Source organism: Pseudomonas sp. ATCC PTA-122608, assembly GCF_001952855.1.
Taxonomy (GTDB): Bacteria; Pseudomonadota; Gammaproteobacteria; order Pseudomonadales; family Pseudomonadaceae; genus Aquipseudomonas.
Map to the genome: position 1 here is coordinate 167,214 of NZ_LPNO01000004.1, position 18,017 is coordinate 185,230.

Annotated in this window: 19 protein-coding genes and 1 pseudogene; 11 read left to right on the forward strand and 9 right to left on the reverse strand. The window is 60.5% G+C overall.

Annotation, left to right across the window (positions count from 1 at the left end; translation table 11 throughout):
- The first annotated feature begins 2 nt into the window (after positions 1–2).
- On the forward strand, positions 3–1,994 hold the full coding sequence (locus AU074_RS06185) for a sigma-54-dependent Fis family transcriptional regulator (RefSeq protein WP_076013972.1): 1,992 nt from the start codon (positions 3–5) through the stop codon (positions 1,992–1,994).
- Here the strand turns inward: AU074_RS06185 and AU074_RS06190 are convergent.
- Entirely contained in the window at positions 1,974–3,023 is a 1,050-nt protein-coding gene (locus AU074_RS06190) for a LacI family DNA-binding transcriptional regulator (protein WP_076013973.1), read from the reverse strand. The genes AU074_RS06185 and AU074_RS06190 overlap by 21 nt on opposite strands.
- 183 nt (positions 3,024–3,206) lie before the next feature.
- Between AU074_RS06190 and AU074_RS06200 the strand changes: the two genes are divergently transcribed.
- The 6 genes from AU074_RS06200 to AU074_RS06225 all read left to right on the forward strand — a co-directional run bounded on the left by AU074_RS06200 (position 3,207) and on the right by AU074_RS06225 (position 8,164).
- On the forward strand, positions 3,207–4,307 hold the full coding sequence (locus tag AU074_RS06200) for a fatty acid desaturase family protein (protein WP_076013975.1): 1,101 nt from the start codon (positions 3,207–3,209) through the stop codon (positions 4,305–4,307).
- A gap of 38 nt (positions 4,308–4,345) precedes the next feature.
- Entirely contained in the window at positions 4,346–4,666 is a 321-nt protein-coding gene (locus tag AU074_RS06205; RefSeq protein ID WP_076013976.1) for a MocE family 2Fe-2S type ferredoxin, read from the forward strand.
- Positions 4,667–4,684: 18 nt separating this feature from the next.
- Positions 4,685–5,926 (forward strand): NAD(P)/FAD-dependent oxidoreductase, encoded by a 1,242-nt coding sequence (locus AU074_RS06210; protein ID WP_076013977.1) that lies wholly within the window; start codon positions 4,685–4,687, stop codon positions 5,924–5,926.
- Between the two features lies 1 nt (position 5,927).
- Positions 5,928–6,770: a sugar phosphate isomerase/epimerase gene (locus AU074_RS06215; protein WP_076013978.1), complete on the forward strand. Its 843-nt coding sequence runs from the start codon at positions 5,928–5,930 to the stop codon at positions 6,768–6,770.
- A 175-nt stretch (positions 6,771–6,945) separates the two neighbouring features.
- On the forward strand, positions 6,946–7,350 hold the full coding sequence (locus AU074_RS06220; protein WP_076013979.1) for a TonB family protein: 405 nt from the start codon (positions 6,946–6,948) through the stop codon (positions 7,348–7,350).
- A 271-nt stretch (positions 7,351–7,621) separates the two neighbouring features.
- A complete protein-coding gene (locus AU074_RS06225; protein WP_143503543.1) occupies positions 7,622–8,164 on the forward strand; it encodes a hypothetical protein in 543 nt (180 codons plus the stop codon).
- A gap of 61 nt (positions 8,165–8,225) precedes the next feature.
- Here the strand turns inward: AU074_RS06225 and AU074_RS06230 are convergent, their stop codons facing one another.
- A complete protein-coding gene (locus AU074_RS06230; RefSeq protein WP_076013981.1) occupies positions 8,226–8,747 on the reverse strand; it encodes an N-acetyltransferase in 522 nt (173 codons plus the stop codon).
- 114 nt (positions 8,748–8,861) lie between these two features.
- On the opposite strand from AU074_RS06230, the gene AU074_RS06235 reads away from it, so the two are divergent.
- Together AU074_RS06235 and AU074_RS06240 are read left to right on the forward strand one after the other, a co-directional pair.
- Positions 8,862–9,053: a hypothetical protein gene (locus tag AU074_RS06235; RefSeq protein WP_023658809.1), complete on the forward strand. Its 192-nt coding sequence runs from the start codon at positions 8,862–8,864 to the stop codon at positions 9,051–9,053.
- 208 nt (positions 9,054–9,261) lie between these two features.
- Complete coding sequence (locus AU074_RS06240; protein WP_076013982.1) at positions 9,262–9,897, forward strand: LysE family translocator; 636 nt, start codon at positions 9,262–9,264, stop codon at positions 9,895–9,897.
- Position 9,898: 1 nt separating this feature from the next.
- Here AU074_RS06240 and AU074_RS06245 read toward each other — a convergent pair whose 3' ends face one another.
- Entirely contained in the window at positions 9,899–10,183 is a 285-nt protein-coding gene (locus AU074_RS06245) for a hypothetical protein (protein ID WP_076013983.1), read from the reverse strand.
- Positions 10,184–10,416: 233 nt separating this feature from the next.
- Here AU074_RS06245 and AU074_RS06250 point away from each other — a divergent pair, with 233 nt between their 5' ends.
- Positions 10,417–10,872 carry a GFA family protein gene (locus tag AU074_RS06250; RefSeq protein WP_076013984.1) on the forward strand — a complete coding sequence of 152 codons (456 nt, stop codon included), beginning with the start codon at positions 10,417–10,419 and terminating at the stop codon, positions 10,870–10,872.
- A 1-nt stretch (position 10,873) separates the two neighbouring features.
- Here the strand turns inward: AU074_RS06250 and AU074_RS06255 are convergent, their stop codons facing one another.
- Positions 10,874–11,401: a DinB family protein gene (locus AU074_RS06255; protein WP_076013985.1), complete on the reverse strand. Its 528-nt coding sequence runs from the start codon at positions 11,399–11,401 to the stop codon at positions 10,874–10,876.
- Positions 11,402–11,523: 122 nt separating this feature from the next.
- Between AU074_RS06255 and AU074_RS06260 the strand changes: the two genes are divergently transcribed.
- Positions 11,524–12,243, forward strand: coding sequence for a tellurite resistance TerB family protein (locus AU074_RS06260; protein WP_076013986.1), 720 nt, complete (start codon positions 11,524–11,526; stop codon positions 12,241–12,243).
- A 177-nt stretch (positions 12,244–12,420) separates the two neighbouring features.
- Here AU074_RS06260 and AU074_RS06265 read toward each other — a convergent pair whose 3' ends face one another.
- From AU074_RS06265 to AU074_RS34790, 5 genes and pseudogenes are all read right to left on the reverse strand, one after another.
- Complete coding sequence (locus AU074_RS06265; RefSeq protein WP_076013987.1) at positions 12,421–13,224, reverse strand: hypothetical protein; 804 nt, start codon at positions 13,222–13,224, stop codon at positions 12,421–12,423.
- A 144-nt stretch (positions 13,225–13,368) separates the two neighbouring features.
- A complete protein-coding gene (locus AU074_RS06270) occupies positions 13,369–13,716 on the reverse strand; it encodes a DUF2493 domain-containing protein (RefSeq protein ID WP_010171459.1) in 348 nt (115 codons plus the stop codon).
- A 31-nt stretch (positions 13,717–13,747) separates the two neighbouring features.
- Positions 13,748–13,951 carry a hypothetical protein gene (locus AU074_RS06275; protein ID WP_256576853.1) on the reverse strand — a complete coding sequence of 68 codons (204 nt, stop codon included), beginning with the start codon at positions 13,949–13,951 and terminating at the stop codon, positions 13,748–13,750.
- A 138-nt stretch (positions 13,952–14,089) separates the two neighbouring features.
- A complete protein-coding gene (gene mgtA, locus AU074_RS06280) occupies positions 14,090–16,804 on the reverse strand; it encodes a magnesium-translocating P-type ATPase (RefSeq protein WP_076013988.1) in 2,715 nt (904 codons plus the stop codon).
- Positions 16,805–17,050: 246 nt separating this feature from the next.
- Positions 17,051–17,343: pseudogene (locus AU074_RS34790) on the reverse strand (hypothetical protein).
- Positions 17,344–18,017: the final 674 nt, after the last annotated feature.

Consider the following 18,017-nt stretch of genomic DNA (forward strand, 5'->3'; position numbering starts at 1 on the left):
CTATGGCCTTCAGCGAGCAAGACCTCGACTACATCACTGCACTTGGCCCGGCGCAATTGAGCGAGGGACCGATTGCTCAACTGGAACAGGCGTGGGATGCGTGCCTGAAGGGGCTTGTTGATCGACCTGCCGGGGTGAGACAGGTGATCTGGGATTCATGGCAGCGCAGCGTCAGCGCCGGCATCGACCCTGCCGACGGCGACTACCGGTTTGTCGCCCCTGATGAGCTCACCGCGACGCTGGCCGCCAATCGTGTGTTGATCGCGGCGGCGGCGCAGGTCATGCGTGGATTGCTGGCCTACAATCCCAGGGGTCATATCAACCTCACGGACGCTCACGGCACGACCCTGTATTTTTGCGGCCTGGACCTCACGCCCGTGGGCAGCCGGTTGCTGGAATCGGTGCAGGGCACCAACTGCACGGGGCTGGCGTTGGCCGAAGACCGGTTGGTGTACGTGCTGGCCGAAGAGAATTTCGGGCTTGGCCTGCGCCAACGGCGCATGCATTGCGCCGCCGCACCCATCAGGGATGGCCTGAGCCGCACCCTGGCGATGCTGACGCTGACCGCAGAGCCAGGCTGGTTTCACTTTCATACCCTGGGCACCGTTCAGGCAGCGGCTGAAGCGGTCTCGCGGCAGATGGCGCTCCAGGCGTTGCTGGAAGAACAGCAAACCGTGCTGGAAGTGCTCAACGAAGGCCTTGTGGTGCTTGATGAACGCGGCTGCATCAAGGCGCTCAACCGCTATGCCCGGCAACTGTTTCGAGTAGGCCGGGACCTGCTGGGCAGTCCGTTCCAGCGTCTGGGGCAGAGTGAACTGACCGATGAGATTCTGCTGCGTGGCGGGGAGGGGCTGCGGGACCTGGATTGCACCTTCGAGCTGCACGATCGCAGTCACCTGGCCTGCCTGGTGTCGGTGTGCCCGCTGGAGCAGGGGGGGCGGGTTGTTTCGTTGCGCGAGAACCGGCGCATCCGGGAAATTACCCGGCGGATCATCGGCACCCAGGCCAGCTACACCTTCGATACGATTCAGGGCAGCTCCCGAGCGATTCAGGATGCGTTGCACCTGGGGAGGATCGCCAGTCGCAGCGATTCGACGACGTTGGTCCTGGGGGAAAGCGGCACCGGCAAGGAGCTGTTTGCCCAGGCGATCCACAACGCCAGTGACCGGTGCAATGGGCCGTTTGTGGCGGTCAATTGCGGAGCCATTCCGCGCGACCTGGTGCAGAGTGAGTTGTTCGGGCACGTTGAAGGCGCTTTCACCGGATCGGCCCGCGGCGGGTCGGCCGGCAAGTTCGAACTGGCCGATGGCGGCACGATCTTCCTTGATGAAATCGGCGACATGTCATTCGACGCTCAGGTCAGTCTGTTGCGGGTCTTGCAAGAAGGCGAGGTGACGCGAGTCGGCGCGAAGCAGTCCCGGCAGGTGAATGTGCGCATCATTGCCGCGACCCATCGAAACCTGAGCCAGGCGGTGGCCGATGGCGCGTTTCGCGAGGACCTCTACTACCGGCTCAACGTATTGAATCTGACAGTGCCGCCGCTGCGGATGCGACGCGAGGATATACCGCTGCTGGCGCGCCACTTCCTCAGCCGTTGCGCCCGCTCGCTACGTAAATCGGTGCAGGGTATCTCGCCTGAGGCGTTGGATATTCTGTCGGCGTATCACTGGCCAGGCAACGTTCGCGAACTGGAAAACGCCATTGAGCGGGCGACCAACCTGGCGATGAGCGAACAGCTTTTGCCGGGTGACCTGCCGTTGGAAATCAAGACGCGACAGCAGACGTTTATTTCGGGACCTGTGCCCGAGCCTCGTGCGTCGCTGGATCTCGGTGCCCATGAAATGAACGCGATCATTGCCGCCCTCAAAGGCACTCGCGGCAACATACGGCTGGCCGCGCAGCAACTCAACGTGTCCCGTGGCGGGCTGTACAACAAGATGAACCGGTTCGGACTGAGTGCCGATACGTTTCGCTCAGGGACGGGCGTTCTCTGAGGTCATGATCTGCAAGGGAATGTAGTGGCGATGCCTGGCTGGATCGAAGTCTGGCGATGTCTGCAACTCGATCAGCAAGTCGACGATGGCGGTGCCCAGCAGTCGCGGCTGGGAATCGATGATCAGGCTGATCAGACCCTCGGCCAGGGCCTGGCGCGACAGCTCGGTTGACTCTTGGAGAATGCAACACAGTGAGGGCCGTTTCGGCAGCTGTGACAGGGCGCTGATGACGCCGTCGCCGCCACCGCCGACCACGCACAAAGCGCGTAAGTCTTCATGGCGGGCCAACAGTTCCAGGGTTGCTTCTTCGGTGATGTCGCAATTGTCCAGGTTGATCACCGCTTCCAGCAATCGCAGCCCTGGGGCGTGCTCCGCCAGGTAACTACGCAACCCCTCGACCCGCGCCTGATGCCCCAGGAAACGGTGCCCACCGAGCAGCACACCGATGCTGCCCTTGCGAGCGCTGGCGGTGTGTGCCACCAGCCAGCCCATCGTGCGCCCGACCTCATGATTGTCCTGGCCGACGTAAGGTTCTTGGGCCTCTTCATGAATGTCCGAGAGCAAGGCGATCACCGGCACCCCCGCATCCCTGATCTGGGCAATGGCGGCATTGATCAGTGGGTGCGCAAAACTGACCACCGCCAGGCCGTCGCACTGCACCGCCAATTGTTCTATCTGGGCAATGATGGCGGTGGGGGAGCGGTCAAAAACGTAGTCGAATTGAACGCTCAGGTTGGTGCCCGACTGGCGCTGCGCCGCCTCGGAGATGGCGGCGGCGACGTTGCCATAGAACGCCTGCGCGGTACCGAGCAAAAGAATGCCGAAGCGGTAGCTGGGACGTCGTTCACGGATCCGCTGGCCGATCAGCCGGGCGGCAAAATAACCGACGGCTTCGGCGGCCTGGAATACCTGCTCGGCGGTGGCCGGGTTGACCGGCGCCCTTGCGTTAAGCACCCGGTCTACGGTGGCGACACTCAAGCCGGCATGCGCGGCAACGGTGGCAATGGTTGGGCGTTTATTATCGTTCATGGCGGGCCCCGTGAGCGTCTTGATAGAAAACTATCAAGCTTCAATGGGGCTGGATGATAGCTTGATAGGGAATGTATTCAAGGGGTTGAGGCCAATCAATGGGCTCTCTATCTTTTCTCTCAACGATGTGACCTCGCATCGAAGCAAGTGCCTGAAACCACCCAGCTTGCGGAGAACAATAAAATGTCTGAACACCACGCAGCCTATGAAAAAAACGGTAATGCCGCGCCTCGGGATTATCGTCTGACCGGCCCTGAAGCCGCCCGCGCGCTGCAAAAAGGCCTGGCCTCGGCCAACTGGTATCAATCGCCTATCCCGCGTAAGCGCCTGAAAGAACTGATGCAACGCCGTGATGGCCCTGCGTTGGTGGATACCGCTCTCTGGTTGCTGGCATTGGTGGTCACCGGGTTCGGTGGCTATTGGTTCTGGGGCTCCTGGGCCTGTGTACCGTTCTTCTTTGCCTACGGTTTGCTGTATGGCACCGCCTCCAATGCCCGGTGGCATGAGACGGGTCATGGCACAGCGTTCAAGACCCGTTGGCTGAATGATGCGATCTACCAGGTGTCGAGCTTCATGTTCATGTTCGAACCCCATGTATGGCGCTGGAGTCACGCCCGGCACCACACCGACACCATCATCGTCGGGCGTGATCCGGAGATCGTCGAGCCGCGTCCGCCGAGCCTGGTGAACATGGTGCTGAGCCTGTTCAGGATGCCCTATGTGTTCACGACGATGTGGTCGGTCTGCCGGCACGCAACAGGGCGGATTGCTGAAGAGGAGAGTACGTTTATCCCGGAATCAGAGTGGCCGAAAATTTTCACGGCGGCGCGTATCTGGCTGGTGATCTACGGGCTGACGGTGGCTGTCGCACTCTACTGGCAGAGCTGGTTGCCGCTGATGTTCATCGGCCTGCCAACCCTTTATGGCGGCTGGCTGTCGTACCTGTTCGGCCTGACGCAGCACGTCGGCCTGGCCGAGGACGTACTGGATCACCGCAGCAACTGCCGCACCATCTACATGAATCCGCTGCTGCGTTTTCTGTACCTCAACATGAACTATCACCTCGAGCACCACATGTACCCGATGGTGCCGTTCCACGCCCTGGCGCAGTTGCATGAAGAAATTCGTGATGACTGCCCGCCGCCCTACAACGGCTTGTTCGAGGCCCTGAAGGAAATCTTTCCGGTCATCTGGAAGCAGCGTAAGGACCCGACGTATTTCATCCGCCGCCCTCTGCCCCAGCGCGCAGAGCCGGCCGCCACCACTCAGGCAGAGCTGGCCTGACTGATTTGTGTTTTACCCCTGACAAGAGAGAAACCGCCATGACCGATCAATGGATCGATGTCTGTGCCGTGGGCGATATAGACGAAGAAGACGTCATTCGTTTTGACCATGGCCAGCACACTTACGCTGTCTATCGCTCTGCCGAGGACCAGTTTTTCGCGACGGCGGGCCTGTGCACCCACGAATCCATCCACCTTGCCGATGGCCTGGTGATGGACCATGTGATCGAGTGCCCCAAGCATAATGGGCGGTTCGACTACCGCTCAGGTAAAGCATTAGGGGCGCCGGTATGCGTCAACCTTAAGACCTATCCGGTCCGTGTCGAGGCGGGGCGGGTCCTGCTCGCGATTGCCGTTTAACTGCCTGGAGGCTGTGCCATGAACCTTGCTGATGCTCCACTGGTTATCGTGGGGGCCGGACACGCCGGCGGCCGCGCGGCGCTGACCTTGCGCGCCGAAGGCTATCGCGGTCGCCTGGTCCTGATCGGTGACGAGCCCCATGCGCCCTACGAACGTCCGCCCCTGTCCAAGGGCTTGCTGCAGGGCACTGTTGAACTGGCGAATTGCAACGTGTGCGACCATGCGCAGCTCGCCGAGTTGGGCATCGAACACCTGACCGGCAAGCCGGTGACAGGCCTCGACCCACAGCAGCACCGCCTGCGATTTGCCGATGGCAGCGGGTTGCAGTACGCCCGCCTGTTGCTGGCGACCGGGGGCAGGGCACGACGCTTACCCGATGTGCCGGCGCATCTGGCCAATGTGTTTTATCTGCGAACCCATGATGAGGCGTTGGCATTGCGTGCGTCGCTGCAGCCGGGTACGCGTCTGGTGATCATCGGCGGTGGCTTTATCGGGCTTGATGTCGCCGCCTCCGCCCATGCCTTGGGTTGTGCGGTGACGGTGCTGGAAGCCGGGTCACGGCTGGCGGGTCGAGTCCTGCCGGAACGCGCGTCCGGTGCCCTGTTGGAGCTGCATCGCAAGCAGGGCGTGGACGTTCGCTTGAACGTAGCCATCGAAGCGGTGCAGGGCGACCTGTGTGCAGCGTCGGTGCGGTTGGTCGGCGGTGAGGTGTTGGCGTGCGACCTGCTCGTCGTCGGTATCGGCATGCAACCCAATATCGAGCTGGCAACGGCTGCCGGGCTTGATGTAGGGCATGGCATTCGTGTCGATGCGCAGTTGCGTACCAGTGAGCCGGACATCTTTGCCGCAGGCGATGTCTGTGAGTTCCGGCTGCACCCTCAAGGCGCTTTCCAGCGGCAGGAAACCTGGCGCAACGCGGAAACCCAGGGCCGTCACGCCGCCTTGAACCTGCTGGGTGGTGAATTACCCTTCGAGGGGATTTCGGGGTTCTGGTCCGATCAGTACGACTGGGGGCTGCAAACCGTGGGAGTGATCAGCCACACAGAACCCTCGGCGAGCCGGGCAATGCCGGGGGGCGGGTTCCTGCTGTTCTACCTCAATGCCGATCAACATCTGCAAGGGGCTTTTGGTTGGGGGCAGGGCAATAGCATCGCCAAGGACATCAAGCTGTGCGAACGCCTGATCGCCAATCGCGGCCCGCTGTCGGTGCGCGACTTGGGAGATGCCGGGGTGCCGCTCAAACACCTGTTGAGGAGCTGACATGCGTGACTTCCTGGTATTCCAGTCGCTGTGGTCGATGCAAGATCACCGAGGCCAGTGCGATCTCCCAATTGAAGCGCAGCTTGAGAAAATTGCCGGCGCAGGCTTCGACGGGGTCACCGACCATTTCTGGCTTGCCCCACAGGCCAAGCGGTTGCATGCCGCCGCCAACGCCCAGGGCTTGCATATCGAGGGGCAGGTGTTTCCGCAAACTGTGGACGATCTGGCAGAGGCGCTCGACGCTGTCGCCCGCTATGGTTGTCATCACCTTACGCTTCAGGCAGACGTGCGGCCGCGTACGCTGTCCCAAGCGATGACACTGATCGAAGGCTGGCAGCGTTTGGCCGAACAGGTGGACTTTCCAATCCTGTTGGAAACCCATCGTTATCGCCTCACCAGTGACCTGCTGTTCACCCTCGACCTGCTGGCTGCAATGCCCGACCTCAAACTACTGGCCGACCTGTCTCACTATGTCGTAGGGCGCGAACTGCCGGCGCCGGCCATGGAGGAAGACGATGAGCACATTCACACCATCTTGCGCCACAGTTGGGGGTTTCACGGCCGGGTGGCCAACGGCGAGCAGGTTCAGGTGCCCTTGAGCTTCGATCAACACCGCCCTTGGCTGGAGCGATTCCTGGGCTGGTGGCGTTACGGGATCGAAGATTGGCTGGCCCGTGCGCATACGCCTGCCAGCCTATCGTTCACCTGCGAGCTCGGCCCGCCACCGTATGCCATTACCGGCGCGGACGGGCGCGATATCACTGATCGCTGGGCTGAAGCATTGATGCTCAAGGAACTGATGCGCGATGTCTGGAAAGACTGCCTGGCAAAGTCGTTGCTGTGAGCGTGCTCAGGCTCACAGCGGCACACGGGCAGCCTTGAATTGGCGCAGTACAAAGCTCGACTTCGAATGGCGCAACCCGGGACGCTACCTTGGTTAACGCGTTAAACTAATCAGCTAAACAGCGTCGGATGATTAGCCTCACTTCGCACACCAAAACGTCAACGGAACTGCGTTTATGAAATACAGCTGGATCGCACTTGTCTTACTGCTTTGCGCCTGCACGAGCGGCCCCAACCACCAGGAGCAAATGGTAGAGAAGCGCTTATGGGAATATCAGTTGCTCACTCACCTCAACCACTTCAAGTCCTATCCCGAAGAAGCTCGCCTGCAAAGGCTGACCGGCATGGTCAGGGTGGCCTTTGTCGTCGACGCCAAAGGCAACCTGATACGCCACAAAATTGTCAGCCACACGGGCTCGGATCTGTTTGTCGGGGCTGTGGAGGCATTGATTCCGGCGGCATCGCCAGTGCCTGCGCCCCCGCCCTCCATGCTGCGTAAAGGTGAAATTGAAGTGGTGGCGCCCTTTGTATTCTGCATCGAGCAGGGCGCTTGCACCGGCTCACCGCCGCAGCGAATTTAGCGAAAACCGGTGGGCAAATGACAGGCAAAGAAAAGCCCGCGATGGGGAGCGCGGGCTTAAAGGTTTTTACCAGGAGCTGAGATGACCATAGGCGCCTGGGTGTGAAAGGTGTGTGAAAGGACAGCACATCGCACCGTCAGTTGGATATTTCGAGCCCCGGCGTTTGCCGGGGCTTTTTCGTATACGGCGTCGCAACTTCTCACGGGAACAAGTGTTCAAAAATGCAGTCATAGCGATGTGCCATCTCGGCAGATCAGAAAGGAATCAATTGATGTCTATCGTGGGTAAAGCTTCGTTCGCTGTTGTCGCTTCGTTGTTGATCGGTGCAATGGCCCCGTCAGTTCTGGCGGCGAGTCCGGCGCGGTGGGGGGAATTCGGTGCGTCGGTCGGTAACAAACTCACCGCGAGCAGTTCGGGCGCAGGTGGCGAATATTTCCTGCACCCGTCGGACATTTCGGTAGGTGACATTCAGGACATGCGCGACTTGCTCAAGCGCAATGACAGCGAAATTCAAAGCCTGGAAAGCAAGCTGGACGGCCAGGCTCGCGCCCTTGAAGATCTGAAGAAAAACACTGGCTCAAGTTCCAGCTCCAGTGACGGCCAGCTGTCCGAGCTCAAGCGCACCGTATCCGATCAGAAAAACACCATCGACAAACTCAAGAGCGAGATTGAAGACCTGAAGCGCAATTCAAGTTCCAGCTCAAACTCCAGCTCCAGCGAACTGTCCAGCCTCAAAAGCACCGTCAGTGATCAGAAGCGCAGCCTTGAAGACCTCAAGCGCAGTGTCGACAACCTCAGCAGCAAGGTGAAGTAAAAGCGCATCAGCCGTGTTGCCGCTGAAAGCCTGGCCAAGAGGTCTATCGTTACTGCGCCTTTTACCGGGCCAAACGGTGGGACATGACCACCATCGGGATCGCTGTGATGTCGGTGCTGAATGGGATCTCTGCCAGGCGTTCAAACCCGCAGCGCTGATAAAACCGTTGGGCGCTTTCATTGGTTTTGAGTACTTCTAGCCACAGCAGCGGTTGTTGGTGGGTGTGTGCAAGCTGAAGCACATGGTCCAACAACTGCTGCCCGTGGCCTTTGCCGGCCTCGGACTTCAGGAAGTAGATTTTTTGCAGCTCTGCGCCGGTTTCATCGCTGCTTGGGATCGCCCGGTTCCAGTTGACTTTGGCGAACCCGACGTCGCGTGCCTGCTCATCCCGGGCGAGTAACCAGCAATGCGCTGCGGGACGCTCAAGGGTGTCTTGCAGCGATTCTGGAGAGAAGTCCTTATCCAGGAAATCCTGCATGCCCGCCGGGCTCCAGATGGCCGAGAAATGCTCGGTGTAGGTCTCGATGCCAATGTCACGCAGCACTGCACAATCGCTGACCGTCGCCTGTTTGATGCTGATCATCTTCCCTGCTCCATGAGTGCACGCCTGTGCGACGCCCGGTAGGTTACACCGCTTTACCCGGGTGTATGGTAGACCGGGCAAACACCTGGATTATCTCTGGAGAGAGAGGTGACTATGAGCACGCCCATGCTGAACAAACTGCATCTCAACGGCTATGACATCGTGCAGGTCAACAGTGGCCCGTGGCGGGTCTGTACCAAGGCTGACCGCCTGGCATCCTTCGGCTCCCGGGAGCAGGCACTGGCCTATGCCGCTGCACTGCCGGGATACAAGGCGCGGTCGAGGCCGGTAGCCAACGATGCTTGAACCCTCAACAGCCTCGGTCAGTCCGGGGCTTTTTATTGGGTCTCGCTTGAGCAATACATAAACGGTGGCGAGGGAGCTTGCTCCCGCTGGAGTGCGAAGCGCTCCCAGGATTTTGGGGCCGCTGCGCAGCCCAACGGGAGCAAGCTCCCTCGCCACACAGCGGATATTTTGGGATGATTCGCAGCTGATTAGCCCGTAGGAACCTGTCATGTCCCTGGCAACTTTATTTCTGTTCGTCATGATGAGCGCCGCGATTATCGCGATTCCCGGTCCGACGGTTTTGCTGGCCCTGCAAAACGGTTCGCGCCACGGTTTGCAGGCGGCGTTCTGGGGCATGGCCGGAGCGGTGTTGGCGGACGCGTTGCTGGTAACGGCGGTGGCCTGCGGCCTGGGGCTGTTGCTGGCGGCCAGCGAAGGGTTGTTTCAGGCGCTGAAATGGATGGGTTCGGCGTACCTCATCTGGATCGGTTGGCAGATGCTGCGCGCACCCCAAGCCGCGCTACCGACCGTGGGCGAAGGTGAGGACACTGGCACTCGCACTGCGAGTATTTTCACCCGCAGTTTCCTCGTGGCGATTTCCAATCCCAAGGCGTTGCTGTTCATGTCGGCGTTCCTGCCGCAATTCGTCGACAGCACCCAGGCGCAACTGCCGCAGTACGCGTGCCTGTTGCTGGCGCTGTGTGTGCTGAACGTCAGCATCATGATGTTCTATGCGGTGTGTGGGGCGCGCCTGCTCAGTCGCCTGCGGCCCGCACACTTGCAGCGCTTCAACCGTGGGGCGGGTGGTTTGCTGGTGACAATGGGCGTGCTGTTGGCCGCCTATCGTCGTGCTCCGGCTGCTTGAGCTAGACGAATGGCTGGCCGCTGAAACCGCGTGGCAGGCGCTGACGGCCTGGCAGGTCAGTCAGGCGCTGTGTCCAGGCGTTGCGCCAATCACCGGCGACATGTTCCGCTTTTGATCTGCGTGCAGCACGTCGGGCGGCGTTGCGTTGGGTGCGGCGGGCTTCCTTGAAGGCTTCGGTGTTACGGCAGGTACGGCATTTGACCCGCTTCAGCTCGGTGCTGGAAGGGAGGTTATTGCCGTGATGACCGCAGGCGAGGTGGCCGGCGACTTTGAAGTGAATGACCATGTAAGCGTCTCCTTCTGGGGGGATGCGTCGCATCGGCAAGCTGTTGATGCGCGCGGGCAGGGCGGGCAGCCATTGGCTGACTTTCACCGCTCTGTCTTTTATGACAGTTCGCTGCCCCATGCGTTCGTTTGAGGGTATTTCGCGACCGACGACACCCATAGCGCCTGCTGCTATTCGTGAGGCACTCGCTCGTTTACTCTCCAGGCACACACACAATGTGAATGGAGTGGAAGATGAGTCATCAAGAGTCCCAGGAAGGCGGCTGCCGTTGTGATCGGGTGCGGTTTATCGTGACCGAGAAGCCACTGATCACCATGGCGTGTCATTGCACCGGTTGCCAGAAGATGTCGTCCAGCGCGTTCTCCCTGAGCGCGCTGATCCCCGCCAGTGGATTTACCATCACCCAGGGCAACCCGGTGATCGGCGGGTTGCATGGCGTAGACCGCCATTACTGCTGCCCGCACTGCATGAGTTGGATGTTCTCCCACCCGAATGGCGTCGAGGACCTGATCAACTTGCGGCCCACCATGTTTGATGATGTCAGCGGTTATGTGCCGTTCATTGAAACCTGGACCAGCGAAAAGCTGCCGTGGGCGTCCACGCCGGCGCAGCACAGCTTTGCGCAGCTCCCGGAGCGGGAGGATTTTCCCGCGCTGATTCAGGCTTACGCCGAGTACAGCGCCGGTTGAACTAGTCCATCAGTGCCAGCAGGTCGGTGTCGCCCACGTCGCGCCCGGCCTGGGTCAGCAGCGTGGTCACCTGGCCCCGGTGGTGGGTCTGGTGATTGAAGAAGTGCACGAGCAATGCATGAAAATTCTTGTGCATGGCCGTGCCTGCCATGTTGCGGTAGGCCAGTGGCTGATCCAGCTCCGGCTCGCTGATGGATTGCGTCCAGTCGATGATGATCTGGTCGAGCCAGGCGCGATGGGCCGACAGTTCACGGACATTGGCGAATGCCAGTTGATCCAGGCGTGGCGGCAATGCCAAAGCGCTTAGCGGTGCCAGCGCGACAAAGCCTGCCGGATGCTCGGCGAAACGCTTGAGCCAGACGCGGTCACCCAGGGCGAGGTGGTTCAGCGTGCCAAGGATCGAGCCGAAGAACGCACCACGGTCGGCAATCAGATCCGCGTCGCTCAGGCCGCCGGCAGCCTCGTACACCTTGCGGTTCATCCACTGGTTGTAGGTCGCCATCAAGGCAATCTGCTCGGTACGGGTCATGTGGTGCTTCCTCAATGGCGGCGGCGCCATGATAGAACGTGCCTGCCCGGCGGTCATGGTGTTCTGGCGCAGCCGGTCTATTGTTGTTGATCTGGAACTCTGCGCCCTGGGAGGGTGACACCATGAATACCGGCGATCTACTGGAACAATTGTTGCGCGCGGGCCAAGGCTCGACGAGCCAGCAGGGCGGCTCTGCACCCGCGTCTCAGGGCGGGCTGGGTGGCTTGGGCGGGCTGCTTGGCGGTTTGTTGGGCGGCGGCGGTGCTTCGGCTTCAGGCGGTGGCGGCCTCGGTGGTTTGCTCGGTGGACTGGGCGGCATGCTCGGCGGCACCCGCACGGCGCCGCAAGGGCGCACGGGCGGCACCAACTACGCGGCGCTGGCGTCCCTGGGCATGATGGCGTTCCAGGCGTATCAGGCCTGGCAGCGGCAACAGGCGTCGGCACCGCAGGAGGCGTTGCAGACGGTTGACCAGCTGTCTGGCGCGCAGGTCGAAGAACACAGCCACGCCGTGCTGCGCGCATTGATCGCGGCGGCCAAGGCGGATGGCGAGATTGATGAGCGCGAGCAGCAGATGATCTCGGCCGAAATCGGCAAGCACACCGATGATCCACAATTGCAGACGTGGCTGGATGCCGAGGTGGCCAAGCCGCTGAATGCGGCCGATTTTGCCGAGTTTGCCGGGGACCCGGCGGTGGCGGCCGAGGTGTACCTGGTCAGTGTGCTGCTGGTGGATGACCAGCAGAACGCGGAGCGCAATTACCTGGATGAACTGGCGGGGCAGTTGAAGATTGATCCTGCGTTGCAGGTGCATCTGGAGCAGCAGGCCAAGGGACAGGTTTAAATCGCTATTTACTGTCATACCAAATATGTGGCGAGGGAGCTTGCTCCCGTTGGGCTGCGCAGCAGCCCCAAAACAATCGACCGTGTGCTTTCAGATAGAAATCGGTCGTAGGTTTTAGGGCCGCTACGCGCCCCAGCGGGAGCAAGCTCCCTCGCCACAGGTTGATCATCGTCTGGGTTAGAACCGCAGCGTGGCTCCCGTAGTCAGCCACTGATGTTGATCACCGATCAAACTGCGCCCCACCACCAGGTCCACATCCACATTCTTGCCGATGTGTACCCTCGGCCCCGCCTGCCACGCCTGGTCGCCACCTTGCTGGCCGTAACGTTCGGCGATCAGCGTCAGCGAATCCATCACGCTGTATTCAAACCCGGTGCCCCAGGTCGGCCGATGAGTCTGGTCGCCGTCGTTATAGGCATGGCTCCAACCCGCGTTGAAGTTCAGCCGCAGGGCCTCCAGCGGTTGCCAGGTAAACGGTACATTCAAGTCCGCGCCATCAAACGAATGTTGACGGTTCAGCGCGTAATGCACGCCGGCAGACGCGGCCAGTTCCAGGCCCAGGTCTTCTCGGGCCCACAACTGGGCCTTGAGCTGCGGATTGACCTGGGTTTCCCCGTCGCCATCATGGTTGGCTCGCGACACGGCGGCGGTCCACTGCAACCAGGGAATGGCGGTAGAGGTGCAAGCCGGCGCCAGGGTTTCGTTGTGGGTGGAGCCGTCGTGCCGATTGGCGGTGAACCAGGCGTCGACATTGCATTCGCCCGGGGCATTGATCGCGCCATCATCGACCACGTAGGAGCCGCCGGCCGCGTTGGCATTCGACATCAGGCTGAGCACCAGCACGATGCCCGCGGTCACGCCGACGAACATCAGGTTGCGCCGCACCGCGCGTCGCTTAGAGGCGGGCAGGGGATGGAAGGTAAGGTGGGTGGTGCGGTTGCGGTATTTAGCGAAACCGTCAGGGGTGTGTTTCTTGTACATGGTGAACCTCGATCAACAGCCGGAGGCGTGTCCCGACCGGACTTGGCAGGGACGCGCCGTGATTCAAATAGAAAAAGGTGTGCAACGGGGTGCGGCTACAACTGGGTTCTTCTTTCATGTCTGGATGCTCCAATAAGGGTTGATTCAGCTGTCTACAGTGAGCACATGGATGCCACAGGCCTTGGCCTGGCTCACCAGTTCCGAGGTGTCATCGCCGCCGGGCAGCGCGATGATCACGTCGGGGCGGCTGTCGGTGAGCATGAACTGGTTACGGTGACGTTCGGCTTGCTTGCCATGGCGTTGCCAGTTGGGTGGGTAACGCACCACATCCACTCCCGTTTCCCGTGCCCAGTCCTCCACGTCGCTGCCCAGGAACTGACTGCCGCCGTGGATCAATACCTGCACCGGGCGCAGGCGGTGATAGGCGTCCAGCACCTGGCGGGACATTTTTGTATCGGCGTAATGACGACCTGCACAGATCAAGACGCGCATGGTGATGTTTCCTTGTATTGCGTATTGCCATTTATCGACGCGGACGCAGCAAGCGGATGCACGTGCTGTTCAAGCTGCTGGAAAAGCCCAGCATGAAGCGCATTTCCACGGCACTGAGCAGGTTGCGCGCGTAGAGCCGCACGCCCAGCACCATCACCGTCTTGGCGGCTTGGGCGAGGGCGAATACCAATACGGCGCGTGCGGCGTTGTCGAGGTAGCTCATCAGTGTTTTCATCGCCTCTCTCCATCAAAGGCTGCGGTTACTGTGGGAGCGAGCTTGCTCGCGAAAAACCCGAGAGCACCGCGTTTAGCCAGGACACCCGCGTTATCGTTAACGACCTTCGCAAGCAAGCTCGCTCCTACAGAGAGCCGATCAGTACCACTGCTTGAAGCGGCGGATGTAAATGGTTTTCATCAGTTGTGCCACGCAGCAGTAGGCAACCAGGGTGCCCACCAGCCATGGGAAGTACGCCAGTGGCAGCGGCTCCAGGCCGACCATCGCACCCAGCGGCGAGAACGGTACGTAGATGCCCAGCGCGATCACGATGCAGGTCATCATCATCACCGGCCATGCGGCGTTGCTCTGGAAGAACGGGATCTTGCGGGTGCGCAGCATATGCACCACCAAGGTTTGCGAGAGCAGCCCCTCGATGAACCAGCCGGACTGGAACAGGGTCTGCATTTCCACGCTGTTGGCCGAGAACACGTACCACATCAGGGCAAAGGTGGTCATGTCGAAGATCGACGAGGTAGGCCCGATCCAGAGCATGAAGCGGCCAATGTTTTTCGCATCCCACTTGCGTGGCTTGGCCAGGTATTCCTTGTCCATCTTGTCCCACGGCAAGGCCAGCTGGGAGATGTCGTACATCAGGTTTTGCAGCAGCAGGTGAATCGACAGCATCGGCAGGAACGGAATGAACGCACTGGCCACCAGCACCGAGAACACGTTGCCGAAGTTGGAGCTGGCGGTCATGTTCAGGTACTTCATGATATTGCCGAAGGTCTCGCGGCCTTTCAGCACGCCTTCTTCCAGCACCATCAGGCTCTTTTCCAGCAGGATGATGTCGGCGGATTCCTTGGCAATGTCCGTCGCGCTGTCCACCGAGATACCTACGTCGGCATCCCGCAGGGCCGGTGCATCGTTGATGCCGTCGCCGAGGAAACCCACGGTGTGGCCGTTGGACTGCAAGGTCTTCAGTACCCGCGACTTCTGCAGCGGCGTCAGCTTGGCGAAGACTGTGCGTTCCTCAACCCGCAGCTTGAGGGTGGCGTCGTCCATCGCTTCGATTTCCACACCCAGCAACGGTACGCCAGGCTCCAGGCCGACCTGACGGCAGATCTTGCTGGTGACGATGGCGTTGTCGCCGGTCAGCACTTTGACCGCCACGCCGATCTCGCGCAGGGCGGCGATCGCCGGGCCCGCGGTTTCCTTTGGTGGATCGAGGAAGGTCAGGAAACCACGGATCACCAGGTTGCGTTCATCGGTCGTGGTGTACTGCTTGTGTGCGACGGCCTTGGGAATGTTGCGGGTGGCCAGCACCAGCACCCGGAAGCCGTCTTCGTTGTAGTCCTGGGCAATCGCCAGCAACTCGTTGCGACGACGATCATCCAGCTCGACGGCAACATCGCCTTCCATCACGTGCGTGGAAATGCTCAGCATCTCCTCGACTGCGCCCTTGCACACCAGCAGGTGATCGTTTTGCGCGTCCTTGACTACAATCGACAGGCGACGGCGGATAAAGTCGAACGGCAGTTCATCCACCTTGCTGTAGGCGAACGGCACCTGGAACTTCGGATTCTGCTCCGAGAACTGGACGACCGCCTGATCCATCAGGTTCTTCATGCCGCTCTGGTGATGGCTGTTGAGCCAGGCCAGGGTCAGCACCGAGTCATCACGTGTGCCGAAGGCGTTGACGTGGTGCTCGAGGATGATCTTGTCCTGGGTCAGGGTGCCGGTCTTGTCAGTGCACAGCACGTCCATCGAACCGAAGTTCTGGATCGCGTTGAGACGCTTGACCACCACCTTGCGCTTGGCCATGGCGGTAGCGCCCTTGGCCAGGTTGGCGCTGACGATCATCGGCAGCATTTCCGGGGTCAGGCCTACTGCGACCGCCAGGGCGAACAGCAAGGCATCGCTCCAGTCACCCTTGGAGAAACCGTTGAGGAAGAACACGATCGGCGTCATCACCAGCATGAAGCGAATCAACAGCCAACTGACGCTGTTCACCCCACGGTCAAACGCGGTTTGCACCCGGGAGCCGACGATCGCCTTGGCCAGGGAGCCAAAGTAGGTGCGCGGGCCGGTGGCAACCACCACGGCTTGCGCCCGGCCACTGACCACGTTGGTGCCCATGAAGCAGATGTTCGGCAAGTCCAGCAGGTTGCCTTGGTCCGCTGCCATTGAGGTGGCGGATTTTTGCGTGACGTCCCCGAGAGTGTCGTACTTCTCCACCGGCAAGGCTTCACCGGTGAGCACGGCCTGGCTGATGAACAGGTCGCGGGACTCGATCAGGCGGATGTCGGCTGGGATCATGTCGCCGGCTGACAGCTGCACGATATCGCCGGCCACCAGGTCGCGCATCGGCACTTCCCGCAGGGTCGGCTTGGAGCCTACTTGCTCACGGCGCAGCACGGTGGCGGTGGTGCGCACCATGGCCTTCAAGGCCTCGGCGGACTTGGCCGAACGGTGTTCCTGCCAGAACCGCAGCAGGCTGCTGAGCATGACCATGGTCATGATAATGATGACCTTGGTCAGGTCGGCTTCTTCACCGTCCTGCAGTGGCAGCCAGTAGTCAGTGACGAAGCTGATGGCGCCGAGGGTCAGCAGCACATAGATGAACGGGTTGTTCAGGGCGTGGAGGAATTGCACGATGGCGTGAGGCGGCTTGTCGTGGGCCACCTCGTTGTAGCCTTCACGTTGCAGGCGAGCAGAGGCATCCAGCTCGGTGAGGCCATCCTTGGTTGCCCGGACATTGGCGAGGGTTGCCGAGAGGCCATTCTGGGCTTCGCGGGCAGCACGCATCGACAGCTTGGTGTCGGTGTCCGTGCCGTTTTTCTTGTGCAGTTTCGGGTTTTTTACTGCGCTCATTGTGTGTACTCCTGTCGCCAATTTTTCGACAAAACATACCCGGTACTTACCTGATGACAGGCGAGCGAAAGCATGCCGAGTCGCTGACTGCGCGATCGGTTTAAATAAAGTGTTGGGTAACTTTCTACAGGCCCGCTAACAGCGCGTTAGTTAACTAGCGCGCAGCGGGCTACTACTGGCTTCGTCCATAGAGAACTCCAGCTAAACAATTAACGGATAATCAGGAAGTTGCTGTTTTCAGCCGGCTTACGCCGCGCGAGCGTCCACGTAGAGGCTCAGCATCAGGCTCGCTTGCGCGACCAGGCTGGAAACGTCCCGTCTCTGTGGGTCTTGAGGGTCGGCGTGGTCCCATTGCTGGACCAGGTGGCCGGTGGTGGGGCAGATATGCCAGTGCGCCCGGGGAGCGGGGCACGCGCGGGGGGAGGAGGTAGCAAGGCGCTGCGGGTAGGGGAAAAGCCTACGGGCTCGCGGCACAATTTGGCACGCAGGGCCGCGGCCAGCGTGCGCAGATCAGGCAAAACAATCAGTTGAAAGGTCATAACACACCTCGGGACCGGACTGGCATCCGGTGAGGCAGTTACGTTGGAGCGTCAGGCTCTAGCGCAGCTTACTCGGCCGGAAAGGCGAGTCCCGTCATTTTTTCTGGGTTTGGCGCCCGATTTGCCGCATTCACGGTGATCGGACAGCGACTAGATACTGTGTCCATTGGCTTCTTTTGTGAGGTTGAAAAATGGCCCTGAGTTGCAGGCACGGGGAATTTACTCAGGCAGTTGCCGGATGTCAACGGTTAATGACTTAATTTGTTACTGGTTCAGAGTTTGTTCAGATAGAGGGTGGGGAAGTTGCAGTGGTAAGTGTGGTTATTGATAAATGATCTGTGTGTGGTGGATAGGTGGGGGGACATATCCGTTATTTAGGTGATTTTTGATATGGGTTCCGCTCTTACAGCGGCTCACTTTTGAAAAGCGCAAAAGTAAGCAAAACGCTCTTGCCCCACCACTCGGCACCTCGCTTGGGCTCGGTGTGCCCTCACTCCGGCTTTGGAGCGTGGGCCGCCGCGATGGGCCATCCTTGGCCCAGCGCGGCTAACCCGGCGTCCTGCCGGGTTACCCACGCTCCAAAGCCTGCGTTCGGCCAGCGTGGTTTAACGGGGCGCCTAAGATCAAGATCAAAAGCAGATCAAGGGCACAGCGGCCTACAGGCCGGCTTGAAT